The organism is Haladaptatus sp. SPP-AMP-3 (genome assembly GCF_049568665.1).
Taxonomy (GTDB): Archaea; Halobacteriota; Halobacteria; order Halobacteriales; family Haladaptataceae; genus Haladaptatus; species Haladaptatus paucihalophilus.
The window spans coordinates 819,503-837,447 of sequence record NZ_CP145897.1; the positions used below are offsets into that span (position 1 = coordinate 819,503).

The 17,945-nt window shown below is 65.0% G+C and carries 22 protein-coding genes; 12 read left to right on the top strand and 10 right to left on the bottom strand.

The features are described from left to right. The first annotated feature begins 26 nt into the window (after positions 1–26). The 3 genes from V5735_RS04875 to V5735_RS04885 all read left to right on the top strand — a co-directional run bounded on the left by V5735_RS04875 (position 27) and on the right by V5735_RS04885 (position 1,718). On the top strand, positions 27–845 hold the full coding sequence (locus V5735_RS04875) for an ArsR/SmtB family transcription factor (RefSeq protein ID WP_423745327.1): 819 nt from the start codon (positions 27–29) through the stop codon (positions 843–845). Between the two features lie 30 nt (positions 846–875). Then, entirely contained in the window at positions 876–1,157 is a 282-nt protein-coding gene (locus V5735_RS04880; RefSeq protein WP_423745328.1) for a hypothetical protein, read from the top strand. 246 nt (positions 1,158–1,403) lie between these two features. Continuing rightward, positions 1,404–1,718, top strand: a complete 315-nt coding sequence (locus tag V5735_RS04885) for a spore germination protein GerW family protein (RefSeq protein ID WP_423745329.1) — start codon at positions 1,404–1,406, stop codon at positions 1,716–1,718. Between the two features lie 16 nt (positions 1,719–1,734). Here V5735_RS04885 and cruF read toward each other — a convergent pair whose 3' ends face one another. The 3 genes from cruF to V5735_RS04900 are packed head-to-tail and all read right to left on the bottom strand — an operon-like array spanning position 1,735 to position 4,940. Continuing rightward, entirely contained in the window at positions 1,735–2,568 is an 834-nt protein-coding gene (cruF, locus tag V5735_RS04890) for a bisanhydrobacterioruberin hydratase (RefSeq protein WP_423745330.1), read from the bottom strand. Then, complete coding sequence (locus V5735_RS04895) at positions 2,561–3,388, bottom strand: prenyltransferase (RefSeq protein ID WP_423745331.1); 828 nt, start codon at positions 3,386–3,388, stop codon at positions 2,561–2,563. The genes cruF and V5735_RS04895 overlap by 8 nt, the downstream gene beginning before the upstream one ends. Before the next feature lie 22 nt (positions 3,389–3,410). Further along, complete coding sequence (locus V5735_RS04900) at positions 3,411–4,940, bottom strand: phytoene desaturase family protein (protein ID WP_423745332.1); 1,530 nt, start codon at positions 4,938–4,940, stop codon at positions 3,411–3,413. A 363-nt stretch (positions 4,941–5,303) separates the two neighbouring features. Here V5735_RS04900 and V5735_RS04905 point away from each other — a divergent pair, with 363 nt between their 5' ends. After that, positions 5,304–5,612: a hypothetical protein gene (locus V5735_RS04905; protein ID WP_423745333.1), complete on the top strand. Its 309-nt coding sequence runs from the start codon at positions 5,304–5,306 to the stop codon at positions 5,610–5,612. A gap of 70 nt (positions 5,613–5,682) precedes the next feature. Here V5735_RS04905 and V5735_RS04910 read toward each other — a convergent pair whose 3' ends face one another. Together V5735_RS04910 and btuC are read right to left on the bottom strand one after the other, a co-directional pair. Beyond that, complete coding sequence (locus V5735_RS04910; protein ID WP_423745334.1) at positions 5,683–6,969, bottom strand: ATP-binding cassette domain-containing protein; 1,287 nt, start codon at positions 6,967–6,969, stop codon at positions 5,683–5,685. After that, a complete protein-coding gene (gene btuC, locus V5735_RS04915) occupies positions 6,966–8,075 on the bottom strand; it encodes a vitamin B12 ABC transporter permease BtuC (RefSeq protein ID WP_423745335.1) in 1,110 nt (369 codons plus the stop codon). The genes V5735_RS04910 and btuC overlap by 4 nt, the downstream gene beginning before the upstream one ends. Positions 8,076–8,135: 60 nt before the next feature. Between btuC and V5735_RS04920 the strand changes: the two genes are divergently transcribed. The 7 genes from V5735_RS04920 (at position 8,136) to V5735_RS04950 (ending at position 13,332) form a co-directional block, all read left to right on the top strand. After that, entirely contained in the window at positions 8,136–9,215 is a 1,080-nt protein-coding gene (locus V5735_RS04920; protein WP_423745336.1) for a PGF-CTERM-anchored ABC transporter substrate-binding protein, read from the top strand. Between the two features lie 314 nt (positions 9,216–9,529). Beyond that, the gene (srp19, locus tag V5735_RS04925; protein ID WP_423745337.1) at positions 9,530–9,811 is read left to right on the top strand and encodes a signal recognition particle subunit SRP19; all 282 of its coding nucleotides are present in this window, start codon (positions 9,530–9,532) and stop codon (positions 9,809–9,811) included. Continuing rightward, entirely contained in the window at positions 9,811–10,038 is a 228-nt protein-coding gene (locus tag V5735_RS04930) for an H/ACA ribonucleoprotein complex subunit GAR1 (RefSeq protein ID WP_423745338.1), read from the top strand. Before srp19 ends, V5735_RS04930 begins: the two co-directional genes overlap by 1 nt. Positions 10,039–10,118: 80 nt before the next feature. Continuing rightward, on the top strand, positions 10,119–11,147 hold the full coding sequence (locus tag V5735_RS04935; protein ID WP_423745339.1) for a presenilin family intramembrane aspartyl protease PSH: 1,029 nt from the start codon (positions 10,119–10,121) through the stop codon (positions 11,145–11,147). Between the two features lie 73 nt (positions 11,148–11,220). After that, on the top strand, positions 11,221–12,537 hold the full coding sequence (locus V5735_RS04940; protein ID WP_423745340.1) for an aspartyl protease family protein: 1,317 nt from the start codon (positions 11,221–11,223) through the stop codon (positions 12,535–12,537). Positions 12,538–12,588: 51 nt separating this feature from the next. Further along, positions 12,589–12,849, top strand: a complete 261-nt coding sequence (locus V5735_RS04945) for a hypothetical protein (protein ID WP_007978545.1) — start codon at positions 12,589–12,591, stop codon at positions 12,847–12,849. 60 nt (positions 12,850–12,909) lie between these two features. Next, positions 12,910–13,332, top strand: coding sequence for a hypothetical protein (locus tag V5735_RS04950; RefSeq protein ID WP_423745341.1), 423 nt, complete (start codon positions 12,910–12,912; stop codon positions 13,330–13,332). A gap of 7 nt (positions 13,333–13,339) precedes the next feature. Here the strand turns inward: V5735_RS04950 and V5735_RS04955 are convergent, their stop codons facing one another. The 3 genes from V5735_RS04955 to V5735_RS04965 form a co-directional block, all read right to left on the bottom strand. Continuing rightward, positions 13,340–14,338, bottom strand: coding sequence for an ornithine cyclodeaminase family protein (locus V5735_RS04955; RefSeq protein WP_423745342.1), 999 nt, complete (start codon positions 14,336–14,338; stop codon positions 13,340–13,342). 195 nt (positions 14,339–14,533) lie between these two features. Next, positions 14,534–14,755, bottom strand: a complete 222-nt coding sequence (locus V5735_RS04960; protein ID WP_069450521.1) for a hypothetical protein — start codon at positions 14,753–14,755, stop codon at positions 14,534–14,536. A 276-nt stretch (positions 14,756–15,031) separates the two neighbouring features. Beyond that, on the bottom strand, positions 15,032–16,288 hold the full coding sequence (locus tag V5735_RS04965) for an OFA family MFS transporter (RefSeq protein ID WP_423745343.1): 1,257 nt from the start codon (positions 16,286–16,288) through the stop codon (positions 15,032–15,034). Positions 16,289–16,375: 87 nt separating this feature from the next. On the opposite strand from V5735_RS04965, the gene V5735_RS04970 reads away from it, so the two are divergent. Beyond that, a complete protein-coding gene (locus tag V5735_RS04970; protein WP_423745344.1) occupies positions 16,376–17,017 on the top strand; it encodes an SdpI family protein in 642 nt (213 codons plus the stop codon). A 10-nt stretch (positions 17,018–17,027) separates the two neighbouring features. Here the strand turns inward: V5735_RS04970 and V5735_RS04975 are convergent, their stop codons facing one another. Together V5735_RS04975 and V5735_RS04980 are read right to left on the bottom strand one after the other, a co-directional pair. Continuing rightward, the gene (locus V5735_RS04975; RefSeq protein WP_423745345.1) at positions 17,028–17,429 is read right to left on the bottom strand and encodes a pyridoxamine 5'-phosphate oxidase family protein; all 402 of its coding nucleotides are present in this window, start codon (positions 17,427–17,429) and stop codon (positions 17,028–17,030) included. A 74-nt stretch (positions 17,430–17,503) separates the two neighbouring features. Beyond that, positions 17,504–17,923: a DUF3054 domain-containing protein gene (locus V5735_RS04980; protein WP_423745346.1), complete on the bottom strand. Its 420-nt coding sequence runs from the start codon at positions 17,921–17,923 to the stop codon at positions 17,504–17,506. Positions 17,924–17,945 lie beyond the last annotated feature (22 nt).

Below are 17,945 nucleotides of genomic sequence, written 5' to 3' on the forward strand. Positions count from 1 at the left end.
ATAGTCCCCGCTCGGAATGGTAAGGTATGGTCGACTTTCTGCCCTCCACCGTCGATTCCGTCGCGGACGAGGACCGCGACCCGCGGGTCGTCGGCGTCGACAGCGAGGACGCGGACGCGCTCGTCGCCGCCCTCTCCTCGCAGACCGGACGCGACATCCTCGCGACCCTGTACGAGGAACCGGCGACCCCGGCAACCATCGCGGAACGCGTCGAGACGTCGCTCCAGAACGTCCAGTATCACCTCGGAAAGTTGGAAGACAGCAACCTCGTCGAGGTCGCGGACACGGCCTACTCCAGCAAGGGACGAGAGATGAACGTGTACGCACCGACGGCGGAACCGCTCGTCCTCTTCGCCGGGAACGAATCGGATACCGTCGGGCTGAAATCCGCCCTCTCGAACCTGTTCGGCGGCCTCGGCGTCCTCGGACTGGCGAGCCTCGTCGTGCAGCGACTCGCCACGAACAGACCGATCATCGGACCCATCTTCCAGATGGGGTCGAGCGGCAACGCCGACAGCGGCAAGAAGGTAGCGACGACGACGGCACGAAGCGCTGATGCGGGCGGCAGCGCCGGAAACGCGGCGACGACGACCCACACACCCGCCGCCGACGGCGGAACGACCCGCGAGGCGGCCCGGACGACGGCGGAAGCCGCGACGACGGTCGCGAACAAGACGACGACCGCGCTGCATGCGAGCACGACCAGCACGACGCGGACCGTCGCCGAGGGCGCGTCGGGTGCCGGTATCCCCCCCGGAGCGCTCTTTTTCGCCGGTGGCGCGCTGATTCTCGCGCTCGGCTTTTTCGTCTGGTATCGCCGGGAGAAACGACGCGGGCAACGCTAAGACTCTCGAGGTCGTCTCCGAGGACGGCCGATGTTCGACCGAAGAACCGTCCACTGGGTCGGGACACGCGCCATCGCATTCGGAGCGGCGTTGGTCGTCCTCTCGCTTCCACTCGTCGTCGTGGGCGTCGCCGACGTTCTCTCAGACGCGGCGTCGATTTCGACGGCGGCGGACGTGCTGATTCACCTCGCTCCGGTCGAGACGGTCCTCGGAGACTCGTGGACGCCGCTCTCACTCGGACTTCTGGGCGTCGGAATCGGGTGCTGGTCGCTCGGCGTCGGATTCTTGTTACAGGGACGAACGGAACGGTAGAAAAACCGATGGATAGCGGTGCGATGGCAAGGAGATGGTGTGGCGCGGGGTGCTGGCTGGTGGTTGGTGGTGGTGGATGATGTTCGATATGTTACGACAACGCTGCGTGCGCCACAGTTCGTGGCTGGAACGGGCGATAGAAAAACGTCACTAGTTGTACTATATACGACCCAATAGCGGACGGTACCCGATTCGCCGCGTGTCAACACCCGAAACCATTTGTCCCTGCTTCGTTTTCGACAGGGTATGGACGTATTCGAGCGACTCGAAGCCCTCCTGCAGCAATTCCGTCGAAACGTGGGTGCCGAAACGGTGTACGGAACGCCGATACAGGTCGGTAACCGAACCATCATCCCGGTGGCGAAGGTGAACTACGGGTTCGGCGGCGTCGGCGGGTCGAACGGCAGTCGAATGGGCGGCGGCGCGGGGGCGGCCCCGCTCGGCGCGCTCGAAGTGTCGCCCGAAGGGACGCGATTCGTGCGGTTCTCGGAGTCGCGACGAACGCTCGCGGCGCTCGGTCTCGGTATCGCCATCGGCCTGCTCGTGCGTCGTCGCGTCTGAGAACCCGACCGTCCGGTCAGCGGGAGAGCCCCGTCGCCGGTCGAAAGACGGCGAAGTCGAAGCGGTCTATCTTTCTGAGGCCGACGAACAGGAGGGCGGCCACGACGACCGGAATCCAGTGTTCGAAGTAGAGGTTCATCGCACCCCAGAGGATGACGAAGCTCACCATGTCGTCCAGCATGAACTCACAGGAGTCGAGTCTGTCGCGGAGCGCCCGCCAATCGAATCCGAGTTCGACGAGTCCGACGGCGACGGCGCCGCTGACGACCCAGCCGAGGTAGTTCGAGAGCGGGACGCCGTAGTACGCGCCGCCGTCGGCGTACGCCCAGAACCGGAGCGCGACGGCCGCCGGGTCCAACACGAGGTCGATGACGACGACGACGGCGAGCGAGGCCGCAAAGCGGGCGAGGCGGGAGTCCGCCCGCGGGCCGAGCAACAGGAGACAGAGCAGGTAGCTGTTCAGCACGAGCGGGAAGAAAAACACCGGAAGCCCCGCCGGGACCGTCCCGAACAGCATCGGGCCGAGTTCGAGGACGTAGTGGAACTTCCCGTACGGGAACCCCGTCGTCACGCCGAGGAACTCGATGGCGTACGTGTAGGCCGTCAACAGGAGAAGCGCGATGCCCGCCCGTCGGTCCACGAGCGGCGTCAACCCGGCGACGAGCGGCGAGCGCATGACGAGCGTCCCGAAGATGATGAGGAAGGGGTTCCGCGCGAGCCACGCCGGAAGCCACGCCTCGTACCCCACCACGAACAGCGCGGCTCCGACGAGCGGGAAGACGACCGCGATGGTGAACCGGTTCTCGCGGACGAGCGCGGAAAGCCGCGCCTCCGCGGCGCGTCTATCCACGGACGACACCCCACAGGCCGCCTACGGTCAACACGGCCCCGACGGCGGTGTTGATGGCCGGATACCACCAGTAGGCGCGTTCGATGTCCACGTCGCGGGTGACCCACGCGACGACGAGAAAGGGATACGCCAGCAGGAGCAGTCCCGCGCGGACGTCGAGGAGCGCGAACAGCCCCGCCGCGAGGAGCCAGCAGACGGCACAGTAGGCCAGGGTTCGGGACTCCCCGAGCGCCGTCGCCGTCGTCCGAATTCCGGCGCGACGGTCGGGTTCGATGTCGGGAATCGCGGAGAACGTGTGCATGCCCATCGCCCAGAGCCACCCGCCGACCACGGCGAGGAGGGGCGGTTGACTCCCGGCGAGCGCCGCGTACGCTGCCGCGCCCGGGAGGACGTACAACCCGTTCGAGAGCGAATCGAGGAACGGCGTCGTCTTGAACCGGAGCGGCGGCGCGGAGTACTCCGCGCCGAGGACGAGGAAACCGACGAGCCACGGCCACGCCGCGCTCGGCGTGACGAACAGGAACCCGACGCCGAGCGCGGCGCAGACCGCGACCGCGACGGGAACCGCTCGGTCCCCCCGATACCGCGACTCTCGTCCCTCTTTCTTCGGGTTCTCCTCGTCCACGTCGGCGTCGAACACGTCGTTGATGCCGTAGAGGAAGACGTTGGCCGGGAACAGGAAGTAGGCGAACAGGGCGACCGAGACGGGGGAGAGTAGGTCGCCGACGGTCGATGCGCCGTAGGCCAAACCCACCAGTACCGGTCCGGCGAGGTAGAGCCAGAATCGCGGCCGCGACAGCGTGAGGAAGGAACGAATCATCGTGTGTGGTATCGAGTTGGTGTTAGTAATCTTCGACAACGGCGTCCGCGGTGTGTTGGCCGCTGATGAGACACATCGGGACGCCGATGCCGGGCGTGGTGTACGACCCGGTGAAGTACAGGCCGTCGACCGTCGGCGACCGGTGGCCGGGGCGCATCGGCCCGGTCTGCAGGAGCGTGTGGGCGAGGCCGAGCGCGGTTCCCTTCGTGCTGTTGTAGCGGTCGGCGAACTCCGAGACGGAGAAGGACTCCTCGAAGACGATGCGGTCGCGGAGCGAGACGCCCGTGTTCGCCTCGATGTCGTCCAACAGCTTCTCGCGGAAGTTCTCGCGTATCGCCGGGCCGTCGGGCAGTCCGGGCGCGATGGGGACGAGCGCGAACAGGTTGCTGTGTCCCTCGGGCGCGACCGAATCGTCGGTCTCGCTCGGAACGCAGAGGTAGTAGGCCGGGTCGTCGGGCCACGACGGGGTATCGAATATCCGGTCGAAGTGCTCGTTCCAGTCCTCGGGCAGGACGAGCGTGTGGTGGGCGAGCGGTTCCACGTCGCCCTCGACGCCGAGGTACAGGAGGAACGCCGACGGCGCGTAGGTCCGCGATTCCCAGTAGTCGGCGTCGTACTGCCGGGACTCCGGTGGAAGGAGTTCCTGTTCCGTGTGGGCGTAATCCGCGTCGCTCACCACGAGGTCGGCCGCGATTCGCTCGTCGGCGCTGTGGACGAAGAAGTCGCCTTCGTGTCCCGTGACGTCCGTCACCTCGTAGTCGGTTCGGAACTCGACGCCCAGTTCCTCGGCGAGTTCGACGATGCCGTCCACGACGCCGCCGAGACCGTTTTCCGGGTAGTAGACGCCGAGGTTGAAATCGACGTGGCTCATCAGGTTGTAGATGGCGGGCGTGTTCTTCGGCGACCCGCCGAGGAAGACCAGCGTGTACTGCATTATCTGCTGGAGTCGCGGGTCGTCGAAGTACTGCTCCACGTGGTCCTGCATCGACCCGAGGAGGTTCAGTCCGCGGGCGTTCCGCGCCACGTCCATCGAGACGTAATCCCGGAACCGTGGGCGGTCGGTGTAGACGAAGTGCTCCATTCCGACGCCGTAGTTCCGCTCGGACTGGTCGAGGTAGCGCTGGAGCGCCTCGCCAGCGCCCGGTTCGAACGACTCGAACAGCTCCTTGTTCTTCTCCAACTCCGGGAGGATATCGACGAAATCGACCCCTTCGGCTCCGCTCGTGCCCCCATCTCCGTGTTCGTCCCCCCGACCATCGCCGTCCTTGAAGAAGATGCGGTAGTGCGGGTCGAGTCGCTCCAGTCGGTAGTAGTCGCTCGGCGTCCGGTCGAAGTGGTCAAAGAAGCGCTCGAACACGTCGGGCATGAGGTACCACGACGGACCCATGTCGAACCGGAAGCCGTCTTCCTCCAGTCTGCTCGCGCGGCCGCCGAGCTGTTCGTTCTTTTCGAGAACCGTTACGTCCGCGCCCGCGTCGGCGAGGTAGCACGCAGTCGAAAGCCCGCCGAAGCCGCTCCCCACGACGACGACGGTGCTGTCCGCGAGATTCATACCGAATGTGGGAGCGCGAAACTGATAAAAACGACTCCCCGACGTGTTGGGTTCCTGTGTGCATAAGGTCGGTTTTTCGGTGGTTTAGCGGGCGTATAACAAAGGTGGCGGAAGTCATAGAAACGGATGCGCCCCTTCCTGACTCGGGCGCGTCAGTCAGTGTGAGCACGCGTATGTCGGCGGTGCCGGAGGCTCTGGCGGGAGGTTGGCTTCCTCCCAAAGTGTCACCAATCCTCCCACGTAAGTTCTCATCCCGAGATACCGTAGACCCCACACTGCACTATCTCCCTTGCTTTCGATACTATCATTCGGTAGACTTATGTCCGCGTGTCCCACCCTGAGTAGCAACAGAGTCGAACCCACGTGGAACTTGACGCATTCTTTCTGTTGTTGGGTGTCGCCGCGCTGTCGTTTCTCGTCGTCGTCTCGCTCTACGTCGTCTGGTCCCGAATCGTGGGGCTCGACCCGACGGTCGCACAGAAGTTCGCCTCGTTCACCGGCATCAAGCGATTTCTCACCGCGCTCGTTTCGGGTGCCCTGCTGGGAACCGCGGCCGTCATCGCGCCGTCCGTGCCGGTCGGCATCGCGGCCATCGTCATGCTCGCCGCGAGCGCCTTCGCCGCGCTGATGCTGTTCGAACTCGTGCAACGGCGCTACGCGGACCGGTCGTGACGGCGTAAGCGTCGCTTGTATGCAGACAAACGGCGACGGAGAGTGTGACACAAAACGGAGATTCCGACGGTCACACCGCGTCGGCGACCGCCGAGAGGAGGTCGTCTGGGGACACCGCCGTTCCGCGCTCGCGGAGCGACCGATATCGAACCGCGGCCTCGCTCCCGGCGTAGTTTCTGTCCTCGAAAGGACGTTCCTCCACGACGACGACCGATTCCGCCTCGGCGGCGGCGTCCAGATTCGCCACGTTGCCCGTTCCGATTTCGACGTCGGCGAGGACGGTCACGTCGGCCTCGCGGATGCGCCGCTCGACGGCGGTTCGTGCCTCGGGGCCGATGGGCGCGAAGGGCTCTTCCACGACCGTATCGAGTCCGAGGTGGCGAGCGGTTTCGAGGTCCGAGTCGCCCTCGTTCAACGCGCCGACGGACACCTCGTAGCCCGCCGCCGAGAGCAGGTAGAGGAGTCGTGAGACGGTGCCGCCGCCGCCGATGACGTGCACCCGACCGCTCCCGTCATCCTCCCCGTCGCCATCGTCGTCGGTTCCGGCGGTCCGCTCGGGGAGCGCGGTCACGTAGGTCGAACCGGTCACGGGGTGTCGTGAGACCACCGCGCGAGTGTCGAACGCCTCGCGGAGGGTCTCCTCGGCGAGTACCTCCGTGGGGGTTCCGTCGGCGAGTACGGACCCGTCCGCGAGGAGCAGGAGTTCGTCGCAGTAGTGGGCGGCGAGGTTCAAGTCGTGAATCGCGGCGACGACGGTCTTCCCGTCGGCGACGAGTTCCCGGACGAGTTCGAACGTGCGGACTTGGTGGTTGATGTCGAGGCTGGCGGTCGGTTCGTCCAACAGGAGGACGGGGGTGTCCTGTGCCAGCGCCCGCGCGAGCAGCACGCGCTGGCGTTCGCCGCCGCTGACCTCGGTGATGGAGCGGTCGGCGAACGCCGACACCTCGGTTCGGTCCATCGCGCGTTCCACCACATCGGTCCCCGTTCCCCCGTCGAATCCGTCGTTCCCCGCGGCTTTTCCCCCGATTTCGCTCCCGAAGCGGGTCCGGTACGGGTTCCGCCCCATCGCCACCACGTCGCGCACGTCGAAATCGAACGAGAGCGAGGTGTCCTGTGGCACGGTCGCCACGCGACGGCTGGCGGCCTTCGAGGAGAGGTCCGCGATGGCGTCGTCGTCCACGACCACGCGGCCCGAATCGGGCGAAAGGACGCCGTTGGTCGCGCGGAGGAGGGTCGTCTTGCCCGCCCCGTTCGGCCCGACGAGGCCGACGAAACGTCCTTCGTCGATGGACGCCGACACGCCGTCGAGAACCTCGTTCTCGCCGAGCGTTATCGAGACGTCCTCGATTCGGATCACAGCGAGCGCACCTCGCGTTTGCGGAGCAGATAGAGGAAAAACGGCGCGCCGAGGAAGGCGGTGACGATGCCGACGGGGAGGTCCACCGCGCCGACGGCGGAGCGAGCGACGGTATCGGTCGCGACCAGAAAGACGGCCCCGGCGAGCGCGCTGGTGGGGAGCAGGATGCGGTGGTCGGGACCGACCAGCAGGCGCATGATGTGCGGGACGACGAGGCCGACGAACCCGATGACGCCGGACACCGAAACCGCGGCGGCGGTGACGACGCTGGCGACGGTGAGAAGGAGGCGCTTCGTCCGCTCGACTTCGACGCCGAGGTTGTGGGCGTCCTCCTCGCCGAGCAGGAGAACGTTGAGGTCGGCCGCGAACGCGAGTAGGACGGCGAATCCGAGGACGGCGACCGGGAGCGCGAGGCCGACCTTCGTCCACGACGCGTTGTGGAGATGACCCATCAGCCACAACACGGCCTCGCGGAGGCTTCTGCCGCTCCGAAGGAGGAGGAAGGAGACGACGGCTCCGAGGAGCGTCTGTACCGCGACACCGGCGAGGAGGAGGGTGGCGACGGGGGTTCGCCCGTTCTGCGTCGCCAGCAGGTAGACGCCGAAGGCGGCGACGATTGCACCGCCGAACGAAAAGAGGGGGAGCGCGAAGGGGATGGAGATCGAGAGCGCGATGGTCGTCACCGCGCCGACCGCCGCGCCGGAGGAGACGCCGATGATGGACGGGTCCGCCATCGGGTTGCGGAAAAAGCCCTGCATCACGACGCCCGCGGTTGCGAGGGCGAAGCCCACGACTCCGGCGAGGGCGATTCGCGGCAGTCGAAGTCGAACGACGATGACCTCGGCGGTGTGTGGAACCGCGAACGAGAAGACGTGACCGTACTGAAGGTCCAGCGCGGGAACCCCGATGGTCAGCCCGCCGGGCACGACGAGCGCCTGCTTCCCGAACCGGACGCCGGTCGGTACTGCCACCGCGTTGAGAATGGCCTTCCCGACGACGACCGGCGAGAGCGAGGTCGGACCGATGGCCGCGCTCACCAGCACGACGGCGACGAGCGTCGCCACCAATCCCGCACACCACGTCGTCACGCGCGTCCCGTATCGCATCTCTTTGAAAGTGAAGTTGCTTTAGGTAAATATTTATTGAATACGCTCGACGGCCGATGTATGAGACGCGTACTGCTGTCGGCACTGGTGCTCGTCGCCGCGGTCGTCGGCTCCCTCGGAGTCGGCCTCGGCGCGGGCGTCGCCGGTGCACAGGAGACCTGCTCGTTCCCGGTCACGAAGACCGACGCGACGGGCACGAACGTCACGATAGAGGAGGAACCGAGTCGAATCGTCACGCTCTCGCCGAGCGCGGCCCAGACGATATGGAAGATAGGCGGGAAAGAGAAAGTCGTCGGCGTCTCGAAGTACTCCGCGTACCTCGACGGCGCGAACTCGAAGGCCAACGTCTCGGGCGCCGGGATGACGGCGGCCGTCCCCGAGAAGGTCGTCGCGCAGGACCCCGACCTCGTTCTCGCACCGAACGTCATCTCTGACGAGACGGTGAAGAAGCTCCGCGATGCGGGGCTGACGGTGTACAAGTTCCGCGAGTCGAAGTCCATCGACGACATCTACGCGAAGACCGAACTCACGGGGCGACTCACCGGCGAGTGCGACGGCGCACAACGGACCGTCTCGTGGATGAAAGACCGCATCGAAACCGTCCATCAGGCCGTCGAAGGCGAGGACAGCCCCAAGGTCATGTACGTGATGAGCGGCGGGTACACCGCCGGGTCGGGAACCTTCATGGACACCATCATCACGCAAGGGGGCGGAACGAACGTCGCGGCCGAGGCGGGAATAAAGAGCTATCAGCCGATAAGCAGCGAAGTCGTCGTCGAACAGCAACCCGACTGGTTCATCCTCTCGGCCGGTGCGAAGATCCCCGACGATTACAGCGAAACCCCGGCCGCGAAGGAGAACCGGACCGTCTCGCTGAACCCGAACTACGTGAGCCAACCCGCCCCGCAAATCGTGACACCCATCACGAAACTGGCGAAGACGCTCCACCCGGAGGCGTACGCACAGGCCAACGTCACCACGACGACTGAAACCACGAAGACGGACACGAGCGGCAGCGATTCGAAAACGACCACGACTACCGCCGCCACGACGACGGAATCGAACGGCCAACCCGGACTCGGCGTTTCCGTCGCCGTCGCCGCCGTCGCGCTGGTCGGACTGCTGGCGCGGCGCGACTGAGCGGTTCGAAATCCCCTTATTTCCCTGCAGCCCTCACTGCGACCACCAAGACTATCTACTGAAGTGTGGCGAAGAATACTGATTGTTGCTGTGATACTACTGACTCCTCTCGTTTTTATACCATCTTCTACTATTTTTCACTAATCTATACTGACCTCTACTATTTTCCACTGTTTTCTACTGCCTTCTATCTCCTTCTACCGTCTTCTACTATTCCGTACCGCCCGTAACGGAGGCCGACCCACGACCGACATCGATTCCCGTCTCGGCGTGACACGAAAAGGCGTTTAACGCGGGACTGTGGAGAGGTAGGTATGGTCGAGATAGTCATCTGGCCCGCCTACATCGACGCGGAGTTGACCCGCGGCGGAGGGCGGCGGGTGCCCCAGGAATCCGCCGTCGAGGACCCGACGGTGGACGAGATCGCCCGAGCGGTGCAACAAGTCGGCTACGATACCGTCATCGAACGCGACAAGGCCTACTCCCGCGAGGGGTGGACGGCGCGCGGTCGCGTGTTGGTGCAGAACGCCGACGACTCCTCGAAGAACGACCTCATTCAGGCCGTCGCCGCGTACGTCACGGCCATGCGCAACTGATGCAGCGATTGGGACAGGTCGTCCGGACGGCCCAAGGACTCGCCATCGTGCGGTCGCCGAGCGATAAGTACCCGAACATCGGAACGACGGTGGTGGACGACGGGCTGGCGGAAGTCGGTCGCGTCGTCGACGTGTTCGGGCCGGTGTCGCGGCCGTACGTGGCGGTGTCGCCGGACGAGGACGCGCAACTGGCGATGCTCGTCGGGTCGAAACTCTACGCCCGCTAGCGGTTTCGCGCTCGGTTCACGAACTGCCAGCCGTCCGACGAACCCAAAACCACAAAGAGGGGGCACTTCCTTCTCCGCATATGGATACTCGAACGCGGGAGTTCGTCGCCTCCGGGTTCACCGTCGTCATCTTTCTGGCGGTGCAACTCGGCGCGCTGGCGCTGGTCGGGCCGTTCAAGACGGCGGGTTACCAGACGGTCAAGGACCCCTCCAACCCGACGAACAGCCTCGTCTACATCGGCGTCATCCTCGTCTTCACGGCGGGCATGTTGTTGGTCATCAAACTCGGCGTGGAATGGATTCTCCGCGCGATAATCATCCTCACGAGCGGGATGCTCTCGCTGTACGTCTTCACCGTGGTGATTCCGGCCGTCGTCACCGTCACGGTCGATGGGTCACAGGTCAACGTCCTCGCGTGGGGTGCCGCGGCGCTCGTTTCGGTCGCGCTGTTGCTCTATCCCGAATGGTACGTCATCGACTCGGCGGGCGTCGTGATGGGAGCCGGGTCGGCCGGACTGTTCGGCATCAGTTTCGGCCTGCTCCCCGCGATTCTCCTGCTCGCGGTGCTCGCCGTGTACGACGCCATCAGCGTCTACGGCACGGAACACATGCTGACGCTCGCCTCGGGCGTGATGGACCTGAAGATACCCGTCATCCTCGTGATTCCGCTGTCGCTCTCCTATTCCTTCCTCGAAGACGCGGTGCAGGCCACCAGCGAGGGCGCGGTGAACGAGGACGAGATGGCGGCGTCGGCCGACGAGCAGGCGGTGGACGGCGGCGAGGACGTCGAGACGGATGAGGCCGGAAGCGATGCTCACGACCGGGACGCGTTCTTCATCGGACTCGGCGATGCCGTCATGCCGACCGTGATGGTCGCCAGCGCGGCCTTCTTCTCCCCGGCCGAGCCCCTTCTCTCGGGCATCGCGCTCAACCTGCCCGCGCTGACCGCGATGGTCGGAACGCTCATCGGACTGGTCGTCCTGCTTTGGATGGTGATGAAAGGTCGGGCACACGCCGGACTGCCGCTCCTGAACGGCGGCGCTATCGGCGGCTACCTCGTCGGCGCGCTGGCGAGCGGTATCCCGCTGCTGAAAGCCCTCGGACTGTAACACGACCGTTTTCGGACCTCTCGGGGGTTCCGACCGACGAAACCGACAGGCTCGCGCCGCGCCTAGAGTGCGTATGTCTCGCACAGACGACGCCCCGATTCGGGTCGGCGTCCTCAGTTTTCACAACAGCAAGGAGACGAAGGCCATTTTGAACGCGGTTGAGGACCTCGGTTACACGCCGGTCTGGTTACGGAAGGGAAACACCCGGATTCAGATACTCGACGACGAGGCGCGGCTCGCCCCGGACGTGGATATCGTCGTCAATCGGCTGCTGTTGACGACCGCGGAACACCCGCTGGAACACCTCGAAATCGCTAACGCGGTCGCCGGACTCCGCCCGATGATCAACCGGCCGGACGCCGTGTTGACCGCGATTCACAAGTACGCGACCGCGGTCAGGCTCTCGAACCACGGCATCAGGACGCCTGATTCGTTCCTCGGGATGTCCGCCGCCACGTTCTCGGAGGGGCGTCGCTACGTCGGCGGGCAGATACTCCAGAAGGCGGGAATCGGAACCCACGGCGAAGCGGCGTGGAAGGTCGGGACGGACAAACGGCCGACGCCGATGGTCGGCGACAGACACACGTTCCTCCAGCGGTTTCTCGACCAAGACGGGAGACAGTCGGACGTCCGCGTCTACGTCGTCGGCGACGAAATCGTCGGCGCGATGCGACGCTCGGCCCCGAGCGGCGACTGGCGGACGAACGTCGCGCGAGGGGGGATACCGGAAGACGCGACGGACGAGATTCCCGACGATGTTCGAACCATCGCCCGCGAGGCGACGCACGTCCTCGGTCTCGACGTCGCCGGTGTCGACGTGATGGAGTGGAACGGCGACTGGTACGTCCTCGAAGTGAACCCGACGGCCGGGTTCACCGGCCTCTTCCGGGCGACCGGCAACAGCGCGGCCCCGTCCATCGCCCGGTACGCCATCGAACGCGCTGGCGGCGAGGTCGCCAGCGAACGGGTCGAAGCGGTTGCGAGGACGCTCGACGACTCGACTCCGAACTGCAAGCCCGACGACTCGGTCGCGGCGAACGGACGGCGGACGGTCGGCTACACGGAGTGGGTGACGGTCAACGGCATGCGTGAGGCGGCGTCAGTCGTCGCCAAAGCGGACACCGGCGCGACCAGAACGAGCATCGGCATCGACCTCGCGTCGCGGGTCGGCGCTGGACCCATCAAGAGCAGTGCCGCCGTGAAGTTCGGCAGCGGGAAAGCGAGCAAAACGCGGCCGTTGGTGGACGTGGACATCGGCATCGGCGGACGGTGGCACCGCGTCACGGCCAGCGTCGAGGACAGAAGCCACATGCGCCACCACCTCATCCTCGGGCGGGACGTGCTTTCGGACTATCGCGTCGATATCCGTCGTCGGGCGAACGAGGAGTGAGTTTCGTTCCGGCCGAAGGAGGTTTCAGTTCAGTCGTCCCACGAACGAACGATGCCGGACACAGGCACCGCGACTATCGTCTACGACGACCCGGACGGAAAGGTACAGGAACGAGCGGTCGAGAACGACGACATCGTGTACTTCGACGACCACTGGCTCGTCAAAGTCGGGGAAAACGACGACGGGGACGACGTGGTTCGACGCATACCGCGCGAGCGGGTCCACCACGTCGAGCGCTCAATCGACGAACTCGAGAAGAAGGTCGAGGGAGCCATCGAGAAGGCGAAAGAGCAGGTCGGCTGGTCGGCGTAAGCGCGTTCGCCGCCCGTTTTGCCACCACAGCTATCGACGCGGACCCCGTGGGTCCGTCGTATGGCTTGGAACCTCAAAAACGGATTCGTGGGTGGGCTTTTCAGCACCGTCGTCATGACCGTGTTTCGTGAGTCCGTCTCCGTATCGTACCCGCCGACGGCGGACTTTCTCGCACGGTACGTCGGTGGCAACCCTGACGAGCATCCGCTGGGTGCCTTCTTTCTCCACGCGCTGTACGGCGCCGTCGCTGGCGGTTTCTTCGGCATCGCGTTCGGCGAGGGGTCGAACTCGGCGCTCGACGCCGAAACGGAGGGGACCATCGCTGGCCTCGGTTACGGACTGCTCCTCTCTATTTTCGGCGAGCGCGTCATGCTCGGTCGGTTGGTAGGGTTGACGCTCGAAGAGGACGAATCGACGATATTCCACGCCGGACACGCCATCTACGGCATCGCCCTCGGCGCGTGGGTCGGGTCACGGTCGTAAACGGACGCTATTCCCCGGTCAACGCCTCGCTCGCGGGCGAGAGCGAAATCGTCGAGCCGAGTCCCTCCTTCTTCGCCTTCTCGTAGAGCATGTACGCCGAGGCGACGGTTTCGATGCCGGTACCCCCGCTGTCGAAGACGGTGATCTCGTCTTCGGATTCGCGGCCCGATTTCTCGCCCGCGACCACCTCGCCGAGTTCGGCGTGGATGTGCTCTTCGTCCACCGCACCCGACTCCAGCGCCGCGAGGAACGACCCGGCGTCTTGTGTCGCCCGCTCTCGAAGGTCGGGAACGTATTTCGCGCGCTCTATCGTCGTCTCGTCGAGTTCGCTCTTTTTGGGATGATACTGTCCCATCGCGGTGACGTGCGTCCCGTCTTCGAGGATGTCGCCGTCGAACACCGGTTCGCTGGCCGTCGTCGCGGTGATAACGATGTCTGTATCCTCGACGGCCGCGGCGCTGCTGGCGACGGCGGCGACCGACGCCGAGAGCGCCTCGTTCATCTCGGCCGCGAACGACTCGCGGCTCTCCTTCGTCGGCGAGAAGACGGAGACGGTTTCGATGTCGCGGACGGTCACGGCGGCCTTGAGCTGCCCGCGCGCCTGTGCACCGCTGCCGATGATTGCGAGGGAGGTCGTGTCCTCGCGGGCGAGCGCGTCGAGTCCGACCGCTCCCGCCGCGCCCGTCTTGAACGGGTTCATGCTCGCGCCGTCGATGAGCGCGAGGGGTTCGCCGCTCTCGGCGTCGAACAGCGGCGTCATGAACCACGCGTCGCCCGCGCCGAATCCGGCCGAGTACATGTAGCCCCCCATCGCGCCGGTTTCGGGGAGAACCGCCGAGTAGCCGGTCAACATCCCCGCCGGTTCGTCGTTCACCAGCGTCGTTCGCGGTTTCGCGGGCGCGCCCGTCCCCCGCTGGCGGTAGCCGTCGCGCACGGCATCGACGAATTCGCCCATTCCGGCCAGTCCTGCAACGTCGTCGCTCGTCAAAAACAGCGTCTCGGTCATGGCTCACAAAACGGATGCCAGCGACAAAACCGTTGAGGAACGGGAAGCGGGAAGCGACCGGAACGGGGACGGGGGGAGACGGAAGTCGGAGGTGCGGTGGAGAGTCGGGACTCTGACGGGTATCGAAGGAAATCGAGGAAAGAAACGGGAAAAGGAAACGAACAAAGGAGAGGGAGAGAGGGAAATCGAAGGGATTCAGTCAGCGGAGTTGACTGGCGTGGATGACTGGGGGTTCGGGGCGGGCGTTTCATCGACGGGGCCGTTCACGAACAGCGCGTGTCCGATGAGGAGGACCGAAACGGTCGCTCCGAGGGGTACCGCGGTGGTCAGTGCGAGTCCGGCCGCGCTGAACGCTCCGGTTACGCCGACGAGTGCGAGCGGGATCAGTCCGAGAATGAGGTCGTAGTATCCAGTCATAATGTATTCTATAATATGCGGTGCAGGTATATAACTGTTTCCCGTAGGAAAAGCAGCTGTTTCCTGTATGCCTTGAGAATGCTCTAAGCAATCTACGGAAATAGCACTCATAACTTATAGAGATGCGTCTGGAATACGAGGGCGGAAACGCGCGAATATTCGACTTTCGGGAGCTTCGGTGATGCCCAGTAGTAATTCACCCCACCGCCCAAATCGTGCCACTGATAACCGTGCTAACCATCGGCAGAAATTTCCAGGAGAAATCGCTTCGAATAATTAGCTGTCCGTCGGCGGACGGAGGAACAGCGCGCCGACCGCCGCCACGATTGCGAGCACGCCGCCGACGAGGAACGCCGTCGTCCACCCCGTCGCGGTGATGAGAAAGCCCGTGACCGCCCCGCCGAACACCCCGCCCCACATCTTGCCGGAGTAGAGGAGCGCGTAGTTCGCGGACGAGTGTTCACGGCCGTAGTAGTCGCCCACAACGCTCGGGAACAGCGTGTACTGCGGACTCCAGAAGAACGTGGCGACGATGACCGCAAGGATGAATCCGACGTTCGACTCCGCGCGAGCGAACCAGACGACGGCGAACAGGCCGATTCCACAGAGGAAAAAGGACGCCGCCATCGCCCTCTCGCGGTCGAGACGGTCCGAGGCGTCCCCGACGACCAGACGGCCGACGCCGCCCGCGACCGGCAACACCGTCGCCGAAACCGTCGCGATGACGGCGGCCAAACCGAGGTTCTCGGCGAAGGAGACGACCTTCGCGGTCAGCATCAGCCCCGCCCCACTAGCGCAGACGAACATGACGTACATCACCCAGAACTGCCACGTCCCCGCCATCTCCCGCCACGTGTACTGCTTTCTCGCGGTCGGGTCGGCGTGGGAACCGGCGTCGTCGCCCCCGTTCGTCGTCGCTTCGAGCCACCCCTTCGGCGGGTCCCGAAGCACGACCGCACCGACGATGATTCCGATTCCGATGAGTAGGCCCATGTTCCGGAGGACGCCGGGATAGTTCGCGGCCGTCGCGTTCGCCCGGACGTACGGAACGACCAGCGCACTCCCGCCCGCGAAGGCCATCGTCCCGAGTCCGGTCGTCAGGCCCCGCCGGTCGGGAAACCACTTCAGCGCCGTGTTCACCGCGACGGTGTAAACGATGCCGACCCCGACGGCCCCGAGCGAGTAGAGGACGTACAACTGCCAGACGCTCGTCGCACGCGAGAGGCCGAGGTAGCCGCCTCCCGCGAGGAGTCCGGCGAGCAGCGTCAGCGCACGCGGGCCGTGTCTGTCGCGCCACCACCCGACCGGGAACTGCGACCCCGCCTGGAAGATGACGAAGAGGGTGAACACCGCGCCGAGCGCCGCCGGGTCGATGGCGAGGCGGTTCGCCATCGGCGAACGGATGGACGACCAGACGTACTGATAGGGACTGACGAGTCCCATCATCACGACGGCGGCGGCGACCTGCCACCATCTGGAGAAGCCGAGCACGTCTTTCGCACGTGCAGAATAATCGATATCGGTAGTACTCATGGCGAAACGGACCGACCGGAGGTCAATCAGGGTTGCGTTTGAGGAAACCCGCGTAGGTTTATATTGGTACGAGAACAATTATCGATTATGAAGGGGAGAAAATCGTACTTCGTCGCACTCGCGCTCGTCGTCGTTTCGTTCGGCCTCAGCGCGTACTTCTACCCCCGAATGCCGGGCCAGATGGCGACCCACTGGAACGCGAGCGGTGCCGCCGACGGAACGATGCCGAAACTGTGGGGCCTGCTGTTTCTCCCGACGCTGACCGCGGGACTCCTCGTCCTGTTCGCCGCGCTTCCGCGCATCGACCCGCTCCGGGAGAATGTCGCGGCGTTTCGGGAGTACTACGACCTGTTCGTCGTCCTGTTCGTCGCCTTCATGCTGTACGTCCACCTGCTGACCATCCTGTGGAACCTCGGCTACCGGTTCAACTTCACGACCGTCCTCGCACCGGCGATGGGCGTGTTGTTCTACTTCGTCGGCGCGCTCATGAATCGCGTCGAGCGCAACTGGTTCGTCGGCATCAAAACCCCGTGGACGCTCTCGAACGACGACGTGTGGCAGAAGACGCACACCCGCGCCGGGCCGCTGTTCAAACTGGCGGGCGTCATCGCCGTGCTCGCCGTCTTCGTCCCGCAGTACGCCATCTACCTGATGGTCGGGCCGGTGCTCCTCGCTTCCGCCTACCTCACGCTGTACTCGTACGTCGAATATCGGCGCGTCACCGTCTGAACGCGGTCCGTCAGTCCCCGCCGTGAGCGATAACCTCGTCGGGGCGGATTTTGAGGAGGACCCGCGCCGTTCGAATCTCCGGTTGGTACTCCTCGCCGGTGTATCGCCGTGAGAGTTCGTCGATGTGTTCCCGGGCACCGTCTTCGGTTATTTCGTCCACCTCGCCGAGGACGGAGAGCGCCCGGTAGCGGTCGTCGGGGTCCGTCATCCCCACTCCGGCTTTCGGATTCTCCCGTACGTTTCGCTCCTTCCGCCGACCGCGTTCGGTGTTGACCAGCACTCTATCCTCGTCGGCGTTGTAATCGACCCACACCGGCGTTACGTGCGGCAGGCCGTCCGGCGTGAGCGTGGCGAAGTACGCGAACACCGGTTTCTCGAACAACTCCTGAAACTCCGTCGGGATGGATGACATCACGAAATCCACAGTCGGGAGTCACTTCACGCTACGGGCCGCGGAGCCAGCCTTTGACCGGCGGAACGGGGAGGTCACAACGCGTTCGACGCGACGCTCGCCACGAGTCGCCAGACGGTCATGAAGAGCAGTCCGAAGCCGAGCATGACGAGGACGAACGTGAGCGGCGACTCGCCGTGGAAAAACGACGTCGCGCGAAGGCCCGCTCCGATGAGCGCGGCGATGACCCACGTTCCGTCCGCGAACAGCACCGAACTGCGGACCGACCGGCGCGCGCGCGAACCGTACAGTCCGACGACGAGCGACGCGATTATCCATCCGATGAGGAACGGCGCGACGATCCCGGCGAAGTACACGGGACGCGCGAGGACGTTCTCGTTGTGTCGCATCGCTCCGATTGCGAGGAGGACGACCAACACCACCACGTCGCCGATGACCAGTCCTGCCGTGGTTGACGAGCGGTCGAACCGTCGGGTGCCGAACGCGCTGCTCATACACGGTGTTGGGACGCCGGGG